Origin of the sequence: Sporolactobacillus sp. CQH2019 (genome assembly GCF_028765345.1) — a bacterium.
In the GTDB taxonomy this organism is placed as follows: domain Bacteria; phylum Bacillota; class Bacilli; order Bacillales; family Sporolactobacillaceae; genus Sporolactobacillus.
Genome location: NZ_JARAJZ010000016.1, coordinates 53562 through 75894, shown reverse-complemented (window position 1 = coordinate 75894; position 22333 = coordinate 53562). Strand labels below are relative to the sequence as shown.

Annotated in this window: 19 protein-coding genes and 1 pseudogene; 8 read left to right on the top strand and 12 right to left on the bottom strand. The window is 40.3% G+C overall.

Annotated elements, in window-relative coordinates; genetic code table 11:
* Positions 1-958: 958 nt before the first annotated feature.
* Positions 959-2386, bottom strand: a complete 1428-nt coding sequence (locus OYT88_RS18315; RefSeq protein WP_274401813.1) for an MFS transporter — start codon at positions 2384-2386, stop codon at positions 959-961.
* 152 nt (positions 2387-2538) lie between these two features.
* Between OYT88_RS18315 and OYT88_RS18310 the strand changes: the two genes are divergently transcribed.
* Positions 2539-3024 carry a MarR family winged helix-turn-helix transcriptional regulator gene (locus OYT88_RS18310; protein WP_274401812.1) on the top strand — a complete coding sequence of 162 codons (486 nt, stop codon included), beginning with the start codon at positions 2539-2541 and terminating at the stop codon, positions 3022-3024.
* Between the two features lie 79 nt (positions 3025-3103).
* A pseudogene (locus OYT88_RS18305) lies at positions 3104-3884 on the top strand (aldo/keto reductase).
* A gap of 103 nt (positions 3885-3987) precedes the next feature.
* Here OYT88_RS18305 and OYT88_RS18300 read toward each other — a convergent pair.
* Genes OYT88_RS18300 through OYT88_RS18290 form a run of 3 tightly spaced genes read right to left on the bottom strand, consistent with a single transcriptional unit; the run spans position 3988 to position 5883 of the window.
* Entirely contained in the window at positions 3988-4965 is a 978-nt protein-coding gene (locus OYT88_RS18300) for a hypothetical protein (protein WP_274401811.1), read from the bottom strand.
* Positions 4958-5557, bottom strand: a complete 600-nt coding sequence (locus tag OYT88_RS18295; protein WP_274401809.1) for a permease prefix domain 1-containing protein — start codon at positions 5555-5557, stop codon at positions 4958-4960. Before OYT88_RS18295 ends, OYT88_RS18300 begins: the two co-directional genes overlap by 8 nt.
* Positions 5554-5883, bottom strand: coding sequence for a PadR family transcriptional regulator (locus OYT88_RS18290; RefSeq protein ID WP_274401808.1), 330 nt, complete (start codon positions 5881-5883; stop codon positions 5554-5556). Before OYT88_RS18290 ends, OYT88_RS18295 begins: the two co-directional genes overlap by 4 nt.
* Positions 5884-6705: 822 nt before the next feature.
* Between OYT88_RS18290 and OYT88_RS18285 the strand changes: the two genes are divergently transcribed.
* A complete protein-coding gene (locus tag OYT88_RS18285; protein WP_274401806.1) occupies positions 6706-6834 on the top strand; it encodes a hypothetical protein in 129 nt (42 codons plus the stop codon).
* 526 nt (positions 6835-7360) lie between these two features.
* On the opposite strand, the gene OYT88_RS18280 is transcribed toward OYT88_RS18285, so the two are convergent.
* Together OYT88_RS18280 and OYT88_RS18275 are read right to left on the bottom strand one after the other, a co-directional pair.
* Positions 7361-8002: a Fic/DOC family protein gene (locus OYT88_RS18280; protein ID WP_274401805.1), complete on the bottom strand. Its 642-nt coding sequence runs from the start codon at positions 8000-8002 to the stop codon at positions 7361-7363.
* A gap of 4 nt (positions 8003-8006) precedes the next feature.
* Positions 8007-8162, bottom strand: a complete 156-nt coding sequence (locus OYT88_RS18275) for an antitoxin VbhA family protein (protein WP_274401803.1) — start codon at positions 8160-8162, stop codon at positions 8007-8009.
* 890 nt (positions 8163-9052) lie between these two features.
* On the opposite strand from OYT88_RS18275, the gene OYT88_RS18270 reads away from it, so the two are divergent.
* The gene (locus OYT88_RS18270; protein WP_274401802.1) at positions 9053-9214 is read left to right on the top strand and encodes a hypothetical protein; all 162 of its coding nucleotides are present in this window, start codon (positions 9053-9055) and stop codon (positions 9212-9214) included.
* A 560-nt stretch (positions 9215-9774) separates the two neighbouring features.
* On the opposite strand, the gene OYT88_RS18265 is transcribed toward OYT88_RS18270, so the two are convergent.
* The 6 genes from OYT88_RS18265 to OYT88_RS18240 all read right to left on the bottom strand — a co-directional run bounded on the left by OYT88_RS18265 (position 9775) and on the right by OYT88_RS18240 (position 16869).
* On the bottom strand, positions 9775-11046 hold the full coding sequence (locus OYT88_RS18265) for a HEPN domain-containing protein (RefSeq protein ID WP_274401800.1): 1272 nt from the start codon (positions 11044-11046) through the stop codon (positions 9775-9777).
* A 477-nt stretch (positions 11047-11523) separates the two neighbouring features.
* Positions 11524-12375, bottom strand: a complete 852-nt coding sequence (locus OYT88_RS18260; RefSeq protein ID WP_274401799.1) for an FRG domain-containing protein — start codon at positions 12373-12375, stop codon at positions 11524-11526.
* 271 nt (positions 12376-12646) lie between these two features.
* Positions 12647-12829: a hypothetical protein gene (locus tag OYT88_RS18255; protein ID WP_274401798.1), complete on the bottom strand. Its 183-nt coding sequence runs from the start codon at positions 12827-12829 to the stop codon at positions 12647-12649.
* Between the two features lie 453 nt (positions 12830-13282).
* A complete protein-coding gene (locus OYT88_RS18250; protein ID WP_274401797.1) occupies positions 13283-14707 on the bottom strand; it encodes a transposase in 1425 nt (474 codons plus the stop codon).
* Between the two features lie 310 nt (positions 14708-15017).
* Positions 15018-15953 carry a ribokinase gene (locus OYT88_RS18245; protein ID WP_274401796.1) on the bottom strand — a complete coding sequence of 312 codons (936 nt, stop codon included), beginning with the start codon at positions 15951-15953 and terminating at the stop codon, positions 15018-15020.
* A gap of 16 nt (positions 15954-15969) precedes the next feature.
* Positions 15970-16869: an SIS domain-containing protein gene (locus OYT88_RS18240; RefSeq protein ID WP_274401795.1), complete on the bottom strand. Its 900-nt coding sequence runs from the start codon at positions 16867-16869 to the stop codon at positions 15970-15972.
* A 231-nt stretch (positions 16870-17100) separates the two neighbouring features.
* Here OYT88_RS18240 and OYT88_RS18235 point away from each other — a divergent pair, with 231 nt between their 5' ends.
* The 4 genes from OYT88_RS18235 to OYT88_RS18220 all read left to right on the top strand — a co-directional run bounded on the left by OYT88_RS18235 (position 17101) and on the right by OYT88_RS18220 (position 22306).
* Positions 17101-18057 carry a sugar phosphate isomerase/epimerase family protein gene (locus OYT88_RS18235; RefSeq protein WP_274401794.1) on the top strand — a complete coding sequence of 319 codons (957 nt, stop codon included), beginning with the start codon at positions 17101-17103 and terminating at the stop codon, positions 18055-18057.
* Positions 18058-18098: 41 nt separating this feature from the next.
* Entirely contained in the window at positions 18099-19322 is a 1224-nt protein-coding gene (locus tag OYT88_RS18230) for an MFS transporter (RefSeq protein ID WP_274401793.1), read from the top strand.
* A gap of 571 nt (positions 19323-19893) precedes the next feature.
* The gene (locus tag OYT88_RS18225; protein ID WP_274401792.1) at positions 19894-20382 is read left to right on the top strand and encodes a hypothetical protein; all 489 of its coding nucleotides are present in this window, start codon (positions 19894-19896) and stop codon (positions 20380-20382) included.
* A gap of 688 nt (positions 20383-21070) precedes the next feature.
* Positions 21071-22306, top strand: coding sequence for an MFS transporter (locus tag OYT88_RS18220; RefSeq protein ID WP_274401790.1), 1236 nt, complete (start codon positions 21071-21073; stop codon positions 22304-22306).
* Positions 22307-22333 lie beyond the last annotated feature (27 nt).

Here is a 22333-nt window from a genome sequence, read left to right as displayed (position 1 = left end):
AATTCCATCCATATTTTTGATGATTTGTCTGCATTATCCATACTTCAATCTCAGTTTAGAACAGATAGGCTAGATATTCGGAGAAAACACGAGATATTCTAAGAAAACATTTATTTTATAGAGGGAGGGATAAATGGGGATTAAGTTAAATCCTTTGTATGAACATTACGAACCGCACCGGTCAGCACATTCGAAAGGGGACGGAAAATTTGCAAAAAGCGGTTCTGAAAAATGTGAGTTCAACGGGGAGATGTAATAAGACCTGAATTAGGGAATGTCTTGCTGTGAAAGGGGGTTCAAGACAAAGAAATAAGCCGTTCTCCAGAGCTGCACCTGCCTGACGCGTCTGCTCCTTGCTTATAACCCGGCGTCTCTCATCAATCCGGGGATCTTTCGAGTTAACTGTTCTCTCCATTTAAAGATAAGACAGAATTGCCTTCAATCAATTGGTTGCTGATTGATATTTTTTTCTGTAAGTTTTCTTCAGAATTTTTGCCGAGTTTATTTAGGACTATTTTAGAAACATTTTCCCCAATAATATTCTCTTCTTTTATGCTATTTATCAAGTCAAAGACTCTTTAATATTTAATAAAAAATACAGGGAAAAAGCCGCCGATAAAAAGTGATTGATGAGGCTAAAGTGAGCGCAGCTTGGATAGGAAGCGGGCTCTACAAATATTAATATACGTTTTCTTGTTTTGTTTCGCATGTATAGGGTAAGACATGTACTGTTTTGAAAATTGTCCCGGTTTCAAGACAAGTGATCGCATCACGGGAGTTCTGAACGCAGCGCTCTCCTATTTTTTAATTCTTATTTCCAAATAGCCCCGATTTTTCTATCCTTTTTCCCTGTGTGCCCGAAAAAAAAGCAGGGTTTCGGATGTCCGAAAATCCTGCCAGTATTACATCTATGAGAGTTTCCAACTGTAATCTATATATTTCTCGCCTGGTTACATCTCTAAAACGGTTTATCTTTTGCTAAATTCATGCCATGGCGGCTATGATTGAGCCGAGAGACAAGCAAGGTTGAAAGCAGGCCGACAAGTGCCAGGATGGTTAATAAAAGATAATCAAAGTGACTGCCGTTTGCTACTGCGGCAGAAACCTGCTGTCCGCTTCTGCTTAATTCGCCGGCAGAAATAACTGCCGAGAGTACGCTTGTGCCCAGTGACCCGGCATATTGCTGAAGCATATTAAACAGCGAGTTCAAATCGGTCTTTTTTGAGGCCGGCACGAATTTACTGGAATCAGACATCGTATTCCCGAAACCAAAATTAAAGCCAAAACGCAGAAAAAGGTAGACCAACGTAATCATTAGCAGTGTCGAGCGATTCGTGAGCCAAAAAAACAGGAATGAGCCGATCAGCATTGAAAAATTACTGATTAATAAAGGCGTCAGGGCCCCATAGCGATCATAGATACGTCCGGCAAGAGGCGACACGATCGCACCAAGCAGCGAGCCCGGCAAGAGGATCAGACCGGCCATCATCGAGTTATAATGGAGCGTTTCCTGAGCAAAAATAGGAATAACAAATGAGATGCCGATGTTGATAAATTGCAATGTAAAAAAGTTTACGGCGCGCCAGCTGACTAAGGGAGATTTTAAAATTGTAAAATCCAATAGCTGCCGGCCGCCGCTTTTGATGTGTCTTACAAACAGAGCGAAAGCAATGCAAACGATAAGCAGCGTTCCCCAGAAATTCCGGCTAAGAAAACCGTGGCCGCCCCCTTCGTTAAAAGCCCATATTAGGCTGATAAAAAATAAGCTTAATTCACTCATACCTAAAAAATCGAATTTGGCTGAACTGCGGTCTGATTTTAAACGGATTGTTCGATCCCCTAGAAGGGTAATGACCAGAATGACGGGCAAAACAAACCAGAAGATCATGCGCCAGGACAAGTAATGATTGAGCAATCCTCCGTAAGTCGGGCCTAGAGCAGGCGCGAACGAAGTAATCATGCTGGCGATTCCGGTATAAACGCCCAGCTTCTTAACAGGAATGAGCGAGAAAATTAAATGGAACATTAACGGTGTTGCCAGGCCGGTGGCGACTGCCTGCGCTAAACGGCCGATCAGTAAAATCGGAAAATTATCGGCCAGAGCGCAGAGCAATGTACCCAAAACACACAGAATGGCGGCTATCCGAAATAACCGGCGCGCATCAAAATGCTTTAACAAATAGGCTGTCGTTCCCATAACAAGCGTGACTAATAAAAGATAGCCGGTAGTTACCCATTGAACGGTATTTAAGGATACATTTAATGTGCGGGTTAAGGTCGGAAAAGTCACGTTCATGGCCGTTTCCACTAATATGCCAATAAACGAAAGCGCCCCTGTTGCTAAAATAGCTAATTTTGTTTTCTTTGAAACAAGCTGCGATTCCAATGGTAACCGCCCTTTCATTTGCTGGATTAAAAAATGACTGTATCGCAATTGATTTTCTAAGTTATCTATGGCAAAATAGTTTCCGTGGAAACAAAAACTATGCTCAGTATACAACTTTTCCCGCAGGGATGCCAGATATTAGAGGTGCAGAAATGACGACCGAAGAACAGATATTAGCGTTATATCACGGGCTCCTGGCATTGGATAATAATGATGATCAAGAAAAACAATGGCTGATCAAACAGGTACCGGAGGCGAGAGATCTATCGACGCTAAATCTGCATATTCTTTCATTTTTAAAAGCATATCCGCACAGCCATGCCATAAATATAGCGGCCAAACTCGGTATCTTACGAGGGACGCTATCCAAACAATTGACGAGGCTGGAGCACCGCGGATTGCTGACCATGCAAACGGACAGCAAAGATTCCAGAGCCCGGCAATATCAGCTCACGTCATTGGGGGAACGGATCGCTTCGGAACACGACCGGCTATTGGTGCTTAAAAATCAGCGTCTGAAGAAATGCCTGTCCGCATTTCCCACTGAAAAACTGAACATCATTCAGCAATTCTTGAATGCCGTCTGGACCGTAGAAAGACAGGCAAATGACGATCTGGAACCCATTGATAAATATTAATGAGCCTATGATAAATGAAAAAAGAAGCTGCAGATCGAATATGACAGTACCAGTGATTGCATGACGCGATGGGCTTAAGTTGCCGGCGATCGGCTTCGGAACATCCGGATTAAAGGGGACAACAGGGGTTCATGCGATTGAAACGACGATCATCGGTTAATTTGATACAGCGTATAACTACGAAAAGAGGGAACCGTCGGAGAAGCCATCCGCCGCAGCACAGCGCGTCAACAATTATTCATCTCGTCGAAGCTCCCCGGCCGATATCATGAATATAGGCAGGCCGTCATGGCGATTCAAGAATCACTGTATCGGATGAACCTGAACTATTACGATTTATACTTAATTCATTCGCCGAATCCCGAACGTGACTTATACATCGAAGCCTGGCAGGCGTTGATTGACGCTCAGCAGTGAGGTTTAGTCAGATCGATCGGTGTATGCAGCTTTCTGCCTGAACACTTAGACAAAATAAATTCGGAGGCCGGAGTGCTTCCGGTCATTAACCAAATAGAGTTGCACCCGATATTCAGCCAGGAAAAACAGTGGGCGTACAATCAGAAATACAACATTTTGACCGAGGCCTGAAGTCCGCTCGGAATCAGAGAGAATCACATTCTGGAAATTGACTTGATAAAACAATTATCGCAAAAATATAACAAAACGCCGGCTCAAATCGTTTTACGCTGGGAATATCAGTTAGGGACACTGCCCATTCCGCTTTCCCGGCACACAGAACGGCAAATAGAAAATTTAACCCTTTCCAGCTGAGCGAGCGGGAAGTGCAGCAAATTATTGAACTGGATTGGACAGATGGAAGAGTAACCAATCAGGATCCGGCGACACACGAAGAATTATAAGTGTATGCCTGCGTCTTCAATAAAATCGAAAATGAACTTTGCATAAAGAAGGACGACCCATGCCGTACGCCAGATCTGCGCACGGCATTTAACGCTATTTTTTTCACCGTGCCGACGGATTCAGTCTTTCTGCCGCCCGCCGCCAGACGAAGTAATAGATTGCCAGCGGCCACCACGCCAGCGCAAAGATTGGGTAAACGGCCCAGATCGTGCCCGGCGACGTGATTGCGTTGATCACAATGAACAGGACTGCGGTGAGTGCCGCGCCAATGATGGAGAGCGGCAGCATCCGTTCGCGTTTTCCAAGAGCGATCGCGAGCGGCCACCAGAGGAGCGCATATGCCGGAAAAATTGCCCATGGGAAGCCCGGAAACAGAGTGATATTCAGCGCTGTGTAGTAGACGATGCCGGCCGCGCAACCGGTGATCGCGGTATTGAGCTTGCCCAGACGACGGCCAAGCAGGACACTTGCCGGCCATGCAAGTACCGGGAAATAAGTCAGCAAAGCCCACGGAATGAGCGGTGTTTCTGTGAAGTTTTTGAACGACAGATAAGCAAGGATGACGAGGGCACCAAAAATCGAATAAGCTTTAATCGTTCCCGGTTTTGCCAATAAGACGCTGAGCGGCCACCAAGCAGCAACGAATATCGCATCATAGAACCAGACGACGGCAGGAGATACCACAAGATTGGTGATCATGAAGAAGACTGCCAGCACGATGAAGCCGGCAATTGAAAACCACTTCCTGTTCTTTACACCAAAGAACAGGGCGAGCGGCCACCAGAGCACGGCAAACGACGGAAACAGAAACCACGGATAACTCCATGAGGTCAGATAATTCGTTACCACAAGCAGGGCAATTGTCGCCAAACTGCCGACAAGCGACAGCATTTTGATGGAGTGCCGGCCGACGGCCATCGTCAAAATCGGCCACCACAGGGCGGCATATGCCGGAAAAATGAACCATGGGAAGCTTGATCCGGTCGAGAAATTAATGAAAGCAAAGAACACGATCATGATGAGGCTGCCAGTGAGCGAAAAACCGATCAGGTACTTACGGCTGTCCTTTTTCTCATTCATAAGAGCCATCCTCCTCCTTGTTCTTTTGGCGCAAGCGATAAAACAGCATCGAGAGCGGCCACCAGACGACGGCGAATATCGGATAAACGCACCAAATAATATGCGGTGTGTAGTAGAAATTAATGAACAGCATCAGGCAGGCGATCAGTATAAAGCCGCAAACTGAGAATCCAAAGCCGATAGGCACATTGTTCCTGATGCGCAGCCAGTGGAAGAACAGCGGCAGCGGCCACCAGAGCACGGCAAAAGTCGGATAGACAAACCAGATGATGTGCGGTGTGTAGTAGAAATTAGCAAACAGCGCGAGTGCGATAATCAGAACGGAACCCCAGACTGAAAAGGCAAGTGCCAGGCCGTCCTTCTTCACCTTAATCAGCTTTGCACTGCTCTCCAGCTCTGCTTTTAAATCGTCGATGTCGCCGAAATCTTCGATCGTTTTGCTGACCGCGAGTTCGCGCGGCTGCCCCTGCCGAATGAGATCGGAAAGCTTTTCATTAAGATTCTGCGTAATTTCCTGCATGATCTCCCGTTTGCGGCTGCTTTCCGGAACTGATTCAAATAATTTGCGGATGTGTGCTTCGATCTCGTTCATGGCAAACCCTCCATAAAAATATTGATGATATCGCGTGCTTCATGCCAGTTGCGAATCTCCTCTTTCAGATAAGCGCGGCCGAGACTTGTGATTCGATAATAGCGGCGCCGGCTGCCGAAAGAGACATCGCCGAGATAGGATTCGATCAGTCCCTTTTTCACGAGCCTTTGGAAAACGGCATACAGCGTCGCTTCTTTAATCCGGAATTTATGATCGGTCCGATTCGCAATTTCGTTTGAGATTTCATAACCGTAGCGATCTTTTTCGTAGATGAGCCGCAGGATAATGCCCTCCAGATGTCCCCTGATGATATCGCTGCTGATCACTGGCGGTCCTCCCTTTCTTGCTTGCCATTAATTATGTTAGATAGAGTAATGTCAGACAGAGTAGTATCTGATAGAACTATATCTGACAGTGTAATCATACAACGGATAGTTCCATCTGTCAAAGTAATATTTTCTGAACTGTGGTCAGAAAAATTCTGTGCCGCCGCACGGAATTACAGCTGTGACGATCTATAGTCTGACCGAGGCGGCCAGGCATTAATGTGACTGCGCATATGATTCGGAAAAAACGGCTGTTTACCAGTACTTCCGCTATGCCAAAACCTGTGCGGCCATCTACAGTTTACAGTAGTCAAATAAAATGGGTTGAATACCTCTTTTGCTATTTCGCTGTTTTAACAGCTTCCATCCTCGAAAAGCCAATAGATGGAAAGACCGATGAATGCTCCTCAAATATTCTGGATTTTATAGAACGGCACAACCCTGCACTAAAACGAATGTAGGCCATTCACACTGTTCACAATATTTGACGCTTGTTAAAAAAGAGCAAAACCGCAATAATTTTGATATAAGCCATTTAAATGATCGGTTTTACTCAATCAGCGATCTGATTGATAAAAATTGAATCAAAAATTTGAATATATATTTTCATCTTCATTCGCGGTCACGTATTTACTTTAAATAAAATACGAAATAGGCAGGACTGGGCTAAGTCCTGCTTGTCCTATGAAGGCTTTATCTTGACAAAATATATCTACCCTGCCGTGTTTGATCCGGGTACGGATGGCAGTGAGGGATATACGATCACTTTTCCGGATCTCCCCGGCTGCAGCTCGGAAGGAACGGACATTCAAAATGCCCTATATGGCTAAAGATGTTTTGAAAGGCTTTATGTACGCTCTTGAAGAAGATAGTTTCATTATTCCGGCACTTTCAAATCCGAACACTGTTAAGGTTCCCACTAGTGGGTTTGTTGCCCTGATCGAAGCATGAACAGACTTTGTTCACAATCGAACAGTTGAAAATATAAAAGATGCATCAAGGTAGTCAATAGACTGAATTCCTTGATGCATCCATATTTTTCAAGCAAGCTTCCAACTGAATCTGAACCAGTAACCTCTTCCTTATCATGGAGGAAAAAATCAAGTAAAATCTGAGCGTGTTTATAAAGGCTATGAATCCAAGATTGCTTCCCTAATGAACATCACAGAAAGTTGTGTAAAGTTAACCATGGTAATAAAATATGAGTCAACCAGGCATGAGATCGGCATCTCGGTAGTGCTTAAAAACAGATACTTTAGCCTCCGCGCGGTTTTGGTTTTAACAATCACCCTCGCTGTTTGTCTAGGAAGCAGCTCCATAACACACCTGTACATTAATATTGGCTGCGTCATGAAGAATTTGATTACATTCCATGCATTAAAATATGTCCCAGCTGAACTGTGTTTCAAAGCATTATGGTTCTAAGCCATATCCACGGTTACTTTTTTTGCAGCGTTTCTTGAAATGTTCAGGAAGCTCATAAAAAGGCCTTTCCCTGATGACGATTCCATTCTGCAATAAGCGCTGGACTGGGTGTGTCCTCTAAAATTGCCTTTTTAAAAAGCGGTATCAAAACATGGGCATCTATGACGGAACGCTCACTGGCCTTTAACAATTCCGAGCGGCTAATCTTTTTAAAATCCAGCGTGTATCCGTTTTTCAAGACTAAGGTTCTTAAAAATTCTCGTTCCGTTCGCCCGTTTCCTTCCCTGAAGGGATGTAGTACGTTAATTTCTGAAAAATAATAGGCCATGCGCTCACACATATTGTTTTTACGCAGGCCTGTTAGATACTGTTCCTTTTTTAATGCTTGAAAGATACGATCCGCTTCACTCCCGATATAAAGCGGGCTCGCAAATCTGAAATTCCCCTTGCTAATCTGCTCGGTTCGGAGCGCTCCGGCAAACGGGTAGATATCCTGAAAAATATGCCGGTGGATTGTTTTAAGATGGACAAGATTCCACTTCTGATCAGCGACCGGATTCTTTATCAATTCCATCAGACGGATACCGGATAATTTTCTTTCACTGGCGTCCAGTCTGTTTTGATCCCGAATATTCAACTTATTGATTAAGACATCCGTGCCCGGATAACAATAAACGGAACGCGCATCATACATTGGCTTACTCCGTTAATTGCCGGATGAGCTGCTCTCGGCTCATCTTTCCAGTGAATACATCCTTCATTGCTTTCTCGTCGTCCGCTGTAACCTTAAACCCTTCAAGTTCCAGGGAATGCTTTGCGTATTGAAATGCATCATTAACTTCCGATTCGGTCATTTCAATCACATCCTTATATTTATATTATACCATAATTCAGACCCGCATTCGGCCGACTGTTTTATACGCCGCCACCGGTCGCTAAGATAACACCGATGAAAAAAAGCAACGCTTGGAAAACCCAAAAGCGCTGCTGCAAAAGAAAAAAACGATTAAGCTTCCAACTGGACTTGAACCAGCGACCCCTTCCTTACCATGTATGCCCATGTGCTTTGTGTTGTTTTTTATGTTTTAAACAGTCTGAATTTGCCCTACTCGTAGAGCCTTTATTCTATTTCAACTCGCTTTAGTTTTACTGTCAGGATAAGTTCGGCACCAGTTTTGACACCAGTTTCAGAGTTGACGTATGGTTTAGGAAACCCACATAGCTTATTTCAATTTCAATTCGTATTTTACGTGTTACATTGTTTCTAAGGCCTATTAAAACAGGCAAATAAGACGTTTGCTTTCCATTTTGTATTTTATGTCTGGATAATTTCGTGACCATTCTTGTGACCACACCCTCTGATGTAATTCCATTTCTGAGTATAAACAGCGTTCCTTCATTCATTGTTTGAAGGAACGCTGTTGATCTATTATTTTCTTAATCAGTTTTGATAACGCCTCGAATAAGAATTTGCATTTGGTGCATTATTAGCTTGTCAATTCAATTTTTAAAATATTATCTGAATTTGGTATAATGGATGCAGAAACGTCTGATTTGATAATCATGCAGATTGAGACGACAATATGGCCAATGTAAAAAAATATATAATTTGTCACGGATGGAAAGGTATGACATCAAGAACTGACGGTATGCAGGATTATTGGCTACTGGAACGAATATCCATTATTAATGTGATCTTGTGTACATGTGAGATGCGACATATAGATCCAAGGGAGGCAATAATATGAATTTGAGAGAAGCAATGCGGCCATATATAAATGCACTTTCCGATGCAATAAAATTAAAAAATTGGCATTTGGCGTTGATGCCAGCCTTAACGTTACCAGATATCTGTTGCTCATTGGAGGCAGATGAGCAAAGTAAACGGAGTGATTATATTGAATAGTTTGATTCTTATTCGAGTAAAACAAATCTTAATCCTACTATTTATAGTACTGTTGGAATAAGAGATGTGGAGACCTTAAAAAAACTTAAAAAGCCCTTTATTTCCAAAGATTTTAATGTAGAACTGTTAAACGGAGTCCATATGCATAGAGTGTTTATGGTAGAAAAATTAAAGCATTTCTTCATTAGCATTTGAAGAAATGCTTTTTTTGCTTCTACCTTATCTTCGTTGATAGATTGGCAAACTAAAAGGATAAAGGCTAGATACGCCATATTCGCTGCTGAACTCTTTGGAGTTCCTGACTAGTAAAATTCAACGATCATTTCCGGAACTCATCGCTAAATTTTTTGTTTGCCTCTCCGCTTCCCATATGGGACACATCCTTTCGATAATATCAGTTTAACTAAAATGTGTCCGTAAAACTATCTTAACATCAGTACCGCCATTTAGCAGTGCTTTTTTGTTATGGGGAATTTTTGAGCTAAACTCCTTTAAAATTCAATCTGTCTAACTAATTTTCAACTGTCATTCGAGTTTATAACTATTATCTTAAGAGTGACTTACATTGTTATTCTCTTTACTTCTGAAAGAAATGACTCTGCTCTTAAAACACAATCATTACATTCCACTTTATCAATTTTTGAAATCTCATAATCTGCAATCCACCTTTTTTGTTTAACGTATTGAAAATCGCTAAGGAATTGTCTCATTAAAATATGATTTTCCGTAAGTTTTTTTAATTTTCCCTCTAATTGTTTGTGATTTTCTCTAACATTAAGTACATTGGGTTCCCAATCTTTAAGCATGTGCTTTTTTTCAAGTAACGCTTTTGAAGAATGCATCATTGAATAGTAACATCTATTCGTAGCTGGATTATATAGCCTTTGCTCAAATAATGATTTGGCAGCCTTCAAATCATCAGCCGCTGTTTCTAATTCAATCAAATAATTAACAACAGGTTTGATTAACGATTGCTCTAGCAACTGACCTTGGGTGTTAATATTTTTATGGAACTGCTCAGCACCATCGATTAAAGTATTTCTAATCATTTCTTTATCATCTATAATAATTTCTTCATTATCAAGAATTGCATGTATTACTTCAATTAATGTTTTTGGATTTAAGCCCTTCAAATTATAGAAACTGTCGAATATTGGTAAGTACTCAATTTTCTCTCCTGGTTTTTTAGTTTTCCAGCTTCCATTAATAAAGGATACTCTTTTTGAAAATTCGTGATTGAAATAATCCGTAAACGAATTATACAAATGCCTATTATCGCCATAAAGAAATCCGATTATCGTGAATATAAACGCACTTCTTAAAGAATTTAATAATGACTGATTAATTTCGTCAGTTTCAGTTTTCCATGATCCTAGATAAATAGAAATTCCATTAAAATCATACTTATTAATAATGTTAAGATATGTATTTCTCAAGAGATCTAAAGTGATGAATTCCCAAGTATCTACCCTAATGTATGGAATATATTGATCAATTAATTTAAATTTAATTTTGCCTTTATTGCTAATAATCTCAACTCCAAAAAGATTTAGGGGATCAGCATTACTATTATTTATTGCTGAAGGCTTAAGTCGTGGGGTATTCGTAATAAAAAGTTTAAACATTGCTTTAAAATCATCATCAGAAAGTTGTTCCCCATTTGCATATTTTGTAAGAAGTTTTATTTCCTCCTTGTCTTTTAGGCCCTGTAAATATAGTAAGTTTGCCCCTCTAGGCAAATCTATGCTTATCGGACGTTCATCATTTGACCCTTTTGTGCTCATACTCATTACCCTTGGGAAAATTGCAGTATTTATTTGTAGCTCTGACATTTCAGGTCACTCCACATCTATTGAAATCTGACTGCATACAAAAAAGATGCTACATCTGCATTTAAGTATCAAACTAGCCTACATGAACCCAAAGTATTTATCTGGAAGAAACTAAAATTCCTATCATATTCAGAATAGAGGAATCCAGGCGTACATTCGATGTTTTTATTTACACTCCAAATTTGAGCGTGCTTATCTTATTCCCTTGAAACACATTCCGGAGCAACAATTACTGAAACCTGGGTGAAAATTTTTTATCCCTTTATTTCGCATATTATCTTTCTATTCTGTGAAGACAAAACGTTTGAAAAAGCGCTTAATAAGTACTTCATAGTTCATTGCTGTAATAACCCGCAAGTCCCTGTGTACCTTGAGTAAATTAAAAAAAATCCCTTATAAAAGTTTTTTTATAGATCCAATATTTAGCAAAATCCTCATCAACTAGTAACATTGTCCATCCTATTTAACTTAAAAAGACTATAGATCGAATTCACTATACAGCGATTTTGCAAAACCATCAATGCCAGGAAATAAAGTTTCGCTTGTAATGTTCATTAGCTTCAAATCTTTTCTTATTTCATTGTGAAACTTTTTTGGTATCTTAACTTTAAGCAAAACGCATTCTTGATTTAACAGGTCTAGTAAATCATTATACTTTTCTATCTTCTTAATTGTTGGTAATTCTTTTTGAAACCTATTGACTGTTAAGGAAAGATTATATTCAAATGATTGTCGCCCTTCAAAAGGAATTGCAAATAATCCTTGTTGTTTAGACAGCCTTTCATGCAAATTATAAGGCTCTATCAGCATAACTAACGGACTCCGAATTTGTTCATTTAGCACACAATTACAGTATTCTCTTGTTCCAAAGAAACGATCATCTTCTAACCCTCTCCATTTTTCAATCTTAAGTCCTTCATTATGAATCAAATCTTTATTTATACAAAATACCGATGATTCCTGTAATGCTTGCTCTATAGAAAAATGCAGAGCAACATAACATGAGTAAGAGAAATCTAATAATCTTGTTGGAGCTCCGTGATGTTGCATTAATGATACCCATTCTAATGTATTATCCTTTTTTGGTAATTTTTCTATATAATTAAAAGCTTTACGTTTAAACTTTTCAATAATGCTTTTTTCTATCTTTGGTATATCTCTAAAGACAGAATTATTTATGGCTCCTCTTTCTAAAGTAGTTTGCAAACGCCACTTACTATCTGACTGCCCTCTAAAAACCCAATTTTTAAGATGTGTTAACAACGTCCTACAATCTTCCCATGATTTGACCGTATATTCACAAAATATGTTATTATTATGCTTATTCACGATTAACCTCTATTTTTCTTTTCACATTTTTACAACTTACATTTATTGTAACAGATCTATAATAAAGAAAATGAGTGTGTTCTACTTGTCATGTTCTTAAAACCCTTTTTATTCTCAGGATTCAAGCTAAATCTTATATAACTCTTTCCAGAAGACAACTTATTTCTATATCCTTTGTGATAGAAAAAATAATTCAGAACGTTTTTCCGTCTTAGGAAAAATTAAAAGCATTTTTTCAATCACTTGAAGAAATTCTTTTAATTTATATCTTTTATCTCATCTTTTCCATCTGTTTTTTAAATCTTCTTAAATAAGAATCAGCATCTGATACACTTATATTAGCTTGCCAACTCAATTCTTCCATCGATGGGTATCTTTCATTGTCTTTTCCAAATTGTAAAATCGCTACTTCAATCTCTTTTGGAACTGATCTGCTTAGTACACCTTTGAGCATTAAAATCATCTCCCTGCCCATCATTATATCGAATGTGAGTTCTCATTTCAACAGAAGATAAATCATTAGTCCTACTACTATTGTTTTATCCATTTGTTCAACTGCTTCTAAAGACTCAATGTATACAATCAGAAAGCATTCAGCATTAGTTCAACCTGACGCACGGTTTAGAAGAAGTGCGGACATAGTTCTAATAGGATACTGTCTGTTTTTAATATATGCCGATATATAGTATTTTTAGTGTTTATTTTTATGTTAGTTTCCTTAATATTTATCATTTTTTTATAAGTTTTGCACTCGATATCATAATATCAGAAGAAGCTTTATCAAGCTTAGTCTTCCTTATTTTGAACGAACAATTAGCTATTATTATAAAATGTTGTCATTTCCACGTTTTTTCAAAGCTTTTTTCCTGTTCATTATAATAACTAGACAGTCAAAAGTTCTAAGTAACTAAGAAATCAATAATTCGTCCTGTACTTCAGATGTTTCCTGCTTTTCCTGAATTATTTGCGTTAGGGTCAAATGCGGATTTCGGGCAAACCGTTGAAAAATCGTCTGACGTAAATGAGCCATCAGGGTCGCTTCTGAGACGATGTCTTGGGCGGGTGTCCGTAAGAAACGGAACATCTTTCGGTTGCCTCCTTCGCGTAAGGCGACCAGTTGAAGCAAGCCCATTGCGATGCAGCTGCACATCATGAAGCCTTCAATGGCTTTGACCGTTTGAAGAATTCGTTTTTGTGCGTGTGCTTCGGTCACATGATCCAATGGCTCCCCTTCATCCGATTGACGGTAACGGTTCAATCGGGGCATAGAGCGGCTCCAAAAATGATAGGCAAAGGCACCGAGCGACTGTTTGAGCGTACGGAAAGTCGTTTCGGTGGTGAAACGTCGCGCGTAAAGTCGGATGATCGCCTCTGGGTTCAGTGTTCGATCCGTGCTGACCAGAATGGCGCGTCGCCCATCCATCACGACGAGCACAAAGCGCAGTTCCTGATACCATCCCTGACCCCAGAGCAGATCACGGTACAGAAAAGAGACGGTTTCTTCCCGACCGTAAAGGGGCAGGGAAACCGTTCGGAACTGTTTGGTTTGAGTGTCAAAGAGTGTTTTCAATTTGAGTGCGGCTCCTTTCTTTCGTGGGCGTCCCCGGCCCCCTGTTTGGACCGGGTGTTCGTAAGCGACACAAGACGTCTTGGCTTTCGTCACAAGATCCAGGTGCGTGCGCCCTTCCTGATTCCGCTGAGCCAATCGCCGAAGCGCCGGAACGGACAGAAAGTAGCGATCGAGCAGAAACAAGGCACGCCCGAACACACCGGCGGCTGAAAACCCTTGATCAATCATCTGCACCACGTGAGACTCCTGTTCCTCGTCGTTGCTTTCCCATTGGCGAATCGACTGCACGCCATCGTGAAGACGGAGGGAGAGCGGCAGGCAGAAGATTTTGCTGGCATTTCCAATGAGGATGCCGACCGAGCCCCAGAGATGCCCGAAGATGAAGGCGGACTTGGACACATCCTCAGATTCCTGATACAGCTTCTTGACACCGGGCATGTAACGGGCTTCTTTCGCCTGTTTGACGCCGTCACCCACAAGAATCACTGCGTCGCCTTCACGCTTGAGCGGTGCAACATTGAGCACCGCGCGTAGCCACTGTTGACGCAGATCAGCCAGAGACCAGGCGGAAGACCGAAAGAAATGGATCAGGGATTCGTATCCCTTCGAATTCAACGAAAGATCACGAATCACGGAGGTCACGCCGAGACAGTCGGAGCGTATCATCAAGCCAATGATGATCACAACAAACCACTGAAACGTGGCCAAACGATGAAAACAGGAACGGAACAACAGAAGCACAGAATCAATAAATTTTAACATGGCACTAGTCAATCGCGAAGGAACAGGCTAAACTAAAAGCACGATAACCCTTGGCGATTTTTCCTCTCTTTTGTGGTGAATTAGAGGATACCATAAAATCCCATTTAAGGGTTATCCTTTTGTATTATTTACACAGAACTTTTCACTCTCCAGTATAATAAATTCTTGTTTTATTTGACGTTTTGTATATTTAATATTAGATTTTTTTGACTTTGCTGCACGAAAGATAAAAATCCGATACCCCTACTTAAAAAAGGCGAAGATACCGGATCTTTTACTTCTCTATAATAATGATCTACGATCATCTATTTTATTTAGCTACTTGTCCCGAAGTAAAATTAGAAAAAGCCTCTACTTCCCTTTTCGTTGGGAAAGAATCCTGCCCGCCATTTTTGGTCACGGTAATCGCACTGACCTTCGAAGCAAAGGCCATACTTTCCTTTACGGAAAATTGATTCGCCAGACCATAGACAAACGCCCCAATATAGGAATCTCCTGCCCCGGTCGTATCAACCGCTCGAACCTTATAAGCAGGCTGATAGAGGGCCTGTTTCTCTGTCACAACTATAGCACCGGCAGACCCTAAGGTAACCACTACCATTCCTCCTGTTAGAGGGAGAATTTCTTTTCCGGCCTCAGCCCCGTCATCGACCGTTTGAATTTCCCGACCGATCATGAATGCGGCTTCGGTTTCATTCACCACTAAAACATCCGCTTTCTTTAACACATCGGCCTTGATTTTTTTCGCTGGTGCATTGTTTAAGACAATCTTCGAGGCAGAATTTTCACAAGTTGTAATAATGTAGTCTATGATTTCCTGAGGAATTTCTTGCTGTAAAATAATAAAACCCGCTTGATCCATTAGATCTTTAATTTCGTCAATATCGTTTTTCGTGATTAAGGTATTGGCCCCTTTTATTATGGTGCTGTAATAATCGCCGTCTGGCATAACATGCACCAATCCCATACCTGTCGAACCCTGTTTCCTGATCATCGAGACGTTAACCCCTACGGCTTTCAAAGCGCCGACTAAAGCCTCACCAAACCGATCGTCTCCTACCTTGCCCACCATAGTTGTCGGTAATCCGAGCTTGGCACACTGGGCTGCCTGATTTGAGCCCTTCCCGCCGGGCCCTTGAACCATTTCATCGCCAACGTAAGTCTCGCCTTTGTGAGGCATCCGTTGCTGTTTAAGAATAATGTCATAATTTAAACTGCCGATCACCACTATATTTTTTGAACTCATTTTTATACAGCCTCCGTCAACTTTTTGTCCGCTTGGATTCCACCGAGCTTCTTGTTTTCAGCAAATTATCATAGGCTAAACGACTTTGATACAAAGCCAGGATTGAAAAAAGGACATCCAAAATATTTAACTGAACGATCCGTGCGGCGGCATTTTCTCCGGTCAGCGGTGAATTCCGGGCAGAAGAATATAACTTAATCTCTGCAATCTCCGTGATTGGGCTGAGCGCGTGATTGGTAATACAAATGGTCGTGGCTCCTTTCTCCCTGGCGAGTCTTAGAACCTCAAGGACATCTTTTGTCGTGCCAGAATGAGAAATGCCTAGAACCACGTCGCCCCTCTTGACAAGGGAAGCCGACATGAGTTGCATATTGGCATCGCGATGCATCGTCGCTATAATCCCTATCTTAAGCAACTTGTGTTGAAAATCTTCACATAATATCCCAGATCCGCCGCTGCCGACAAGAACAATTTTCTTTTCTGTCGCCTGTTTAAGAGCTCTTGCAGCCTTGCTCAATTCCTGACGATCAATCAGAGAGAGCGTATCCTGTAAAGCCGTGATCGAATGAATAAACACTTTTTCCAGAATCGTCTGTTCATCATCTCCAGGAAGAAAGTCATCCTGTTCCTCATCGATCATCGAGGTTTCGTCATGGCTTAGATAATCGACAATCTTATGCCTTAGTTCGTAGAAACCCTCACATTTCAGTTTCTTGCTGACCTTCGTGATGCTCGCTTCACTGACATTAAGATACTGAGCCAGACGACCAATCGTCATTTGAGATAATTCCTGATATTTATTACTGATGAAACTTACGATTAATTTTTCTTTTTTACCCAAAGACGGAGCAATGCTCCTAGCATATAAAATAATTTCTTTCCCGTTTAATGGAGTCCTTTGATTATCCTTTTGCATAACAGTAATCCTTCCCTTTAAACTGACTAGAGTATAGCATCCCTCACGAAAATTTTCCACCATAAATTTATTTTCATTTTACAAAAAGTAAAATATAATGACATCTTAACGATATATATCAATATTATAAGTTTAATTTTTCATTTTCATTTACTTAGAAATAAAATATCAATATAATCAATGTGAAGTTATCCTTCCCGATAAACGAAATTCCGAAAGAAGCGTGAACGTATGAAATTTGCAGTTAGGCTCAATTCATTTAAAACTCATTTATTTTTTAATTCCAATGAACATCCCCTTTCGACGCTGGATTATATTAAAAGAATGTCAGCTGTGAAGGGCTTGACGCACATCGAACTCAATTATCCAGAACACTTTCAGGGTGTCTCTGCCGAGGAAATCAAGCAGTCTTTAAAAAAAAACCATCTAAAATTAAGTGGAGTCGCTTTAAGATTTAAAAAAAATTACGCCTATGGAGAGTTTACCAACCCGGATGCGGGCATCCGCGAGCAAGCGATTCAGGAAACGATTCAGGCGATTGAAAAATGTCAGGCCCTCGGCGGAGAAATCACCACGATCTGGCTTGCCAACGACGGTTTTGACTATCCTTTTCAACTCGATTACAATCAAGCTTTAGCTCAAGAAGTCGACGTCTTAAAAAGAATTACGAGCCAATTTCCCGACAGAAAGATCAGCCTTGAATATAAGCCCTATCAACCGAGAACCTTTTCCTTAATTGGAGATATTGGTACCACGTTACTCGTGCTGGATGAGGTCGGTTCTCCAAACCTAGGAGTGACATTGGATTTCTGCCACATGTTAATGAAAAAAGAAAATCCGGCCTATTCTTTGGCTTGGGCGGCCCGTAAAAAACGCCTGATGGGTTTTCATTTAAACGATGGCTATAACGATAATGACGATGGACTGATGTTGGGAACCGTTCATCTTTTGCAGACGCTTGAATTCATTTACTATGCCAAATTGTACAACTATACCGGCGTTAATTATTTCGATACCTTTCCTGTCCGAGAAAATCCTGTGCAGGAATGTGAACAGAACATTAAAATGTACAAAACCCTGGAGCAGTTTATTGACACAGTGGGCCTCGAGACCGTGAAACAACTCATTCAGGAGGGAGATGCCCTCAAGGTCCAAAAACTTTTCCTTCAATTAATTCAACCTAATTAATTAAAGATAAAAAAACTATTTCTTCAAAGGGAGAGAGTCAAATGCTTGAAAAAATAGGATTGCCTAAAAATTTACTTTGGGGATATATTGGATTGGCCATTTTTATGATCGGAGACGGAGTAGAACAGGGGTGGATTTCCCCCTACCTCGTTTCCCGGGGAGTGAGTATCGAAGGGGCCTCTCTCTTGCTCACTGTCTATGGGATTACGGTGGCCGTCGCCGCCTGGCTCTCAGGCGTGCTGGTTCAGACGCTCGGGCCCCGCAAGATCATGGTGTCAGGACTCATTGCTTTTATGATCGGAAGTTTTGGATTTATCGGAGGAATTTACTCCCTGAACATGCCGGTGATGCTGCCTTTTTACGCCATCAGAGGCTTTGGGTATCCCTTGTTTGCCTATTCATTTTTAGTGTGGATCAATTATACTTCTCCTCTTGAACGGCGGGGAAGCGCGGTCGGATGGTTCTGGTTTATGTTTTCTGTCGGCTTAAGTGTTATTGGCCCTTTTTACTCATCAATTGCTATTCCCATACTTGGTCATATTAACATTTTATGGACGGGGCTATTGTTTGTCATCATTGGTTCTCTGCTCGCCATTGTTGTTAATAAAGACAAGGTCCCCGAATCAGAAATTACGACTTTTAATTTACGCGAATTAATGAAAGGGATTACAATTTTAAGACGAGGCCGAATTTCCATCGGCTTAGTCGTGAAGACAATTAATGGACTCGCCCAATACGGTCTAGCTGCCTTCATGCCTATTTATCTTGCCAGTTTTGGATACTCAACAACTGAATGGCTCCAGATGTGGTCGGCAATCTTTACTGTAGCTATTTTCGCTAATCTTTTCTTTGGCTGGGCCGGCGATAAAATCGGTTGGCGCAACACAATTCAATGGGTCGGCGGTGTTGCCTATGCCGCTGTGCTCGTCATGGTTTTTTATACTCCTCAAATTGTGGGACATAACTTTTGGGTCATGATGATCATTCTCTGCCTATGTGGTGTGACCATGGCAGGTTACGTTCCCTTATCCGCTCTTTTTCCGCTTCTGGCACCGGATAATAAGGGCGCAGCCATGTCCATCCTGAATCTTGGTGCCGGCCTCAGTACCTTTTTAGCGCCGGCGATTGTTTATCTTTTCTTTAAATCCTTAGGTGCGGGGGGCGTCCTGTTCATTTATGCAGGATTTTATATTTTGAGCGCCATCTTAACGCCATTTTTGAAAACGCCGGAAGAATTGACGTCAAAAGTAGCCAGCGAAAACTGACAGAGTCCCAAAGAATGACTTCATTGAGAAGAAAATAAAAACAATCAGGGAAAGAAGATCAAAATGCCATCTTTGCTCCCTGATTTTTTTTATTGGCAGTCTCTGTTTATTCTTTTTCTAGACATCCTTTTTCTCAGCCGGATCGAACACATTAACAAAAGCGTCCGCACAAAGTCGGAAAACGGCTCCGAATCTTTTGGGCTGTAATTCTGACAATTAGAAATGTGTTTTTTGTTCACATAATTGATTTCCTTCTTCATTGATACTGATTGCCGTAGAATGTTTATGTATGATAGGAAAAATGATTCATAACGTTTGTATTTCAGGAAAAATTAAAAGCATTTTTTCAATGAAATACTTTAAATTTATATCTTTTATCTCATGTTTTCCATCTATTTTTGATATCTTCTCAAATAAGAATCACCACTGGTGCAAATAGACGCACGGTTTAGGAAACCCACATAGCTTATTTCAATCCGTATTTTACGTATCACATTGTTTTTTTAGGCCTATTAAAACAGGCAAATAAGACGTTTACTTTTGATTTTGTATTTTATGTCTGGATAAGTTAGTGACCATTTTTGTGACCACATCTTCTCATGTAATTTCATTTATGAGTTTAAAAGCATTCCTTCAAACAATGAATGAAGAAATGCTTTTCTCTATTATTTTCTCAATCAGTTTTGGTAACATCTCAAATAAGAAATCCGCATCTGCTGCTTATATTGCCTGCCAATTTAATCTACAAAATTGTTGGATTTTACACAATGGAGACCGGAACGTCTGGTTTGATAATAATACAGATCGAGGTAACAATATGGCCAATGTAAAACAGTATTTAATTAGTCATGAATGGAAAAAGATGACATCAAGAACTGAAATTGTGCAGGATTATTGGCTATTGAAACGAATATCTAATATTAATAATTCATTGCATAAGTTCCATGCATGGATATGGATAACATCGATATCTGGTCTCAGCGACGAAGAAATTATAACAATCGCTAAGGAGAAAGAAAAAGAAATAAACGATAAATTCGAAAAGATAAAGGTGGACTGAAGTGATTAAAATTAAGGCGTCTTTAACAAATCATGCAAACTAATATTTTATCTAACTAATAATCCTGTAACAGCAGTTTTAGAAACGCAACTTGAGGAGAAGAATTTGCTCATTTCCGATCAATAAGAAAAAAACTCCCAGGATAGAGAGTTCGGAACAGAGGAATACAGAAACATTCTAGACAACACTCATTACTTTTATACTTTGCTTAAAATTTACGTATAAATGCCGTTATGCTTCGATTCATTAAACCATATATTACCTCTGATCATCCGACTGTTTAATGCCAAATTTCTTTGATATAAGATCCCATAATAAAAAAAACACCTTCTAGCTATAATGATAGCATAAGGGGGGGGTTATAGAGATATAGTTTATAAGCAATGTTTTAATACATGAAGTTCGATGAAATACGTGCACCTTATGACAAAATGAAAATCGTCTCAAAAACAATCGATTATGAGATGAACACCGATTCGATTGTACTCGATATATTGGAGTATAAAAATGGATTTTTTTAATCACGTTAATTATAGTGCTTGTATTGTCGTATATTTATTGTGGAGTGATTAAAATATGTGAATTGTCATTGTTATAATAACAATCTGTTAAATAGCTACAGTGGTGAGTATATATGCTAATTCACTCATTCTTTTGAGCTGCATCTAGAACAGAAAGGAATTTGATAATGACAAAAAAATATTCGTTTAAATGTCTTTGGATTGGGCAATCTTTGGCCAATTGTGGAGATGTATTTTATATTGTCGGATTAATGACAGTCGTATATGCTGTTACCAAATCAGCAATTTTTATGACCGTCATTCCTTTTTTAACTACATTCATAAGATTTATCAGCGGTATTTTTGCTCCCCTAATTCTGAATAAGTTGGGTTTAAAAGGTTCTTTGGTTAGCTCTCAAATTGGTAAGTCCTTCTTTTTACTGTTTATGGCACTTACTTTAACGTTCCATATATTTGGACCGAATTTTCTTATCATGTTTTTTTTCGTAGCTTGTATTAGCTTTCTTGATGGTTGGGCATCACCTGCCAGAAATGCAATGGTTCCAATGCTTATAGATCAGGATAGGTTGGTAAAGGCTAATGGCTTTTTGTCAATATTAGATCAATCCATTAATTTAAGTGGATGGGCGCTGGGAGGCATGTTGGCAGCACTTATAGGTGGGTCAAATATAGTTTGGACTACTTTTTTCCTGTTCGTTATTTCAACCATCTTTATGTTCATGATTAAGATCGATACTTCGATTAATGCTTCCAAAAACAATAATTCATCAGCTAGGAAATTTGAAGTAATGAGAGAAGGATGGCATGCCATTTGGCATAAGCCTGTTTTACGTATCATCAGTATTACTGATATGATCGGGACCCTTGCCTCGGTGGTTTGGATGGCAGCCATTGTATTAGTGTTTGTTCACCAAGCATTACATGTCAATGAATCGTGGTGGGGGTTTATAAATTTCAGCTTTTTTGCTGGGCTTATTATTGGTGGCCTAATCAGTGTTAGACTTTCTAATCATATAAATAAACATTTAAAAATTGTCTCGTTAGTGGGCTTGTTCATGACTGGGATTGCTACAATGCTCTTTGGATGGAATACGTTCCCTTTACTTGCATTGATTTTTTCGGCCGTAGTTGGGATTTTCGACCAGCTAAAAAATGTGACCTTTGAAACGCTCATCCAAACAAATACGAAATCAGATTTATTGGCAAAGGTTTATTCTGCTCAAGATGCGATGTATTCATTGTCTTATGGCATAGCAACTTTGTTTTTTGGATATCTCACCGATAAAATCGGAGTTCAATTTGTTTTCACTTTATCTAGTGCGCTTTTGTTTACTTCGTTTATATATGTTATAGGTTCCAAAAATTATCTTGTTAAACCCGAAAATGTCAGAGTGGATGAGTAATTCAGCACGGAAAGAAAAAAGCGAGGG

Excerpts from the sequence above, each read along its gene's own strand:
- OYT88_RS18310 (WP_274401812.1), top strand. The coding sequence starts at position 2,539 with ATGACGACCGAAGAACAGATATTAGCGTTATATCACGGGCTCCTGGCA.
- OYT88_RS18300 (WP_274401811.1), bottom strand. The coding sequence starts at position 4,965 with ATGAATGAGAAAAAGGACAGCCGTAAGTACCTGATCGGTTTTTCGCTC.
- OYT88_RS18295 (WP_274401809.1), bottom strand. The coding sequence starts at position 5,557 with ATGAACGAGATCGAAGCACACATCCGCAAATTATTTGAATCAGTTCCG.
- OYT88_RS18285 (WP_274401806.1), top strand. The coding sequence starts at position 6,706 with ATGGCTAAAGATGTTTTGAAAGGCTTTATGTACGCTCTTGAAGAAGAT.
- OYT88_RS18280 (WP_274401805.1), bottom strand. The coding sequence starts at position 8,002 with ATGTATGATGCGCGTTCCGTTTATTGTTATCCGGGCACGGATGTCTTA.
- OYT88_RS18275 (WP_274401803.1), bottom strand. The coding sequence starts at position 8,162 with ATGACCGAATCGGAAGTTAATGATGCATTTCAATACGCAAAGCATTCC.
- OYT88_RS18270 (WP_274401802.1), top strand. The coding sequence starts at position 9,053 with ATGAATTTGAGAGAAGCAATGCGGCCATATATAAATGCACTTTCCGAT.
- OYT88_RS18265 (WP_274401800.1), bottom strand. The coding sequence starts at position 11,046 with ATGTCAGAGCTACAAATAAATACTGCAATTTTCCCAAGGGTAATGAGT.
- OYT88_RS18255 (WP_274401798.1), bottom strand. The coding sequence starts at position 12,829 with ATGCTCAAAGGTGTACTAAGCAGATCAGTTCCAAAAGAGATTGAAGTA.
- OYT88_RS18250 (WP_274401797.1), bottom strand. The coding sequence starts at position 14,707 with ATGTTAAAATTTATTGATTCTGTGCTTCTGTTGTTCCGTTCCTGTTTT.
- OYT88_RS18245 (WP_274401796.1), bottom strand. The coding sequence starts at position 15,953 with ATGAGTTCAAAAAATATAGTGGTGATCGGCAGTTTAAATTATGACATT.
- OYT88_RS18240 (WP_274401795.1), bottom strand. The coding sequence starts at position 16,869 with ATGCAAAAGGATAATCAAAGGACTCCATTAAACGGGAAAGAAATTATT.
- OYT88_RS18235 (WP_274401794.1), top strand. The coding sequence starts at position 17,101 with ATGAAATTTGCAGTTAGGCTCAATTCATTTAAAACTCATTTATTTTTT.
- OYT88_RS18230 (WP_274401793.1), top strand. The coding sequence starts at position 18,099 with ATGCTTGAAAAAATAGGATTGCCTAAAAATTTACTTTGGGGATATATT.
- OYT88_RS18220 (WP_274401790.1), top strand. The coding sequence starts at position 21,071 with ATGACAAAAAAATATTCGTTTAAATGTCTTTGGATTGGGCAATCTTTG.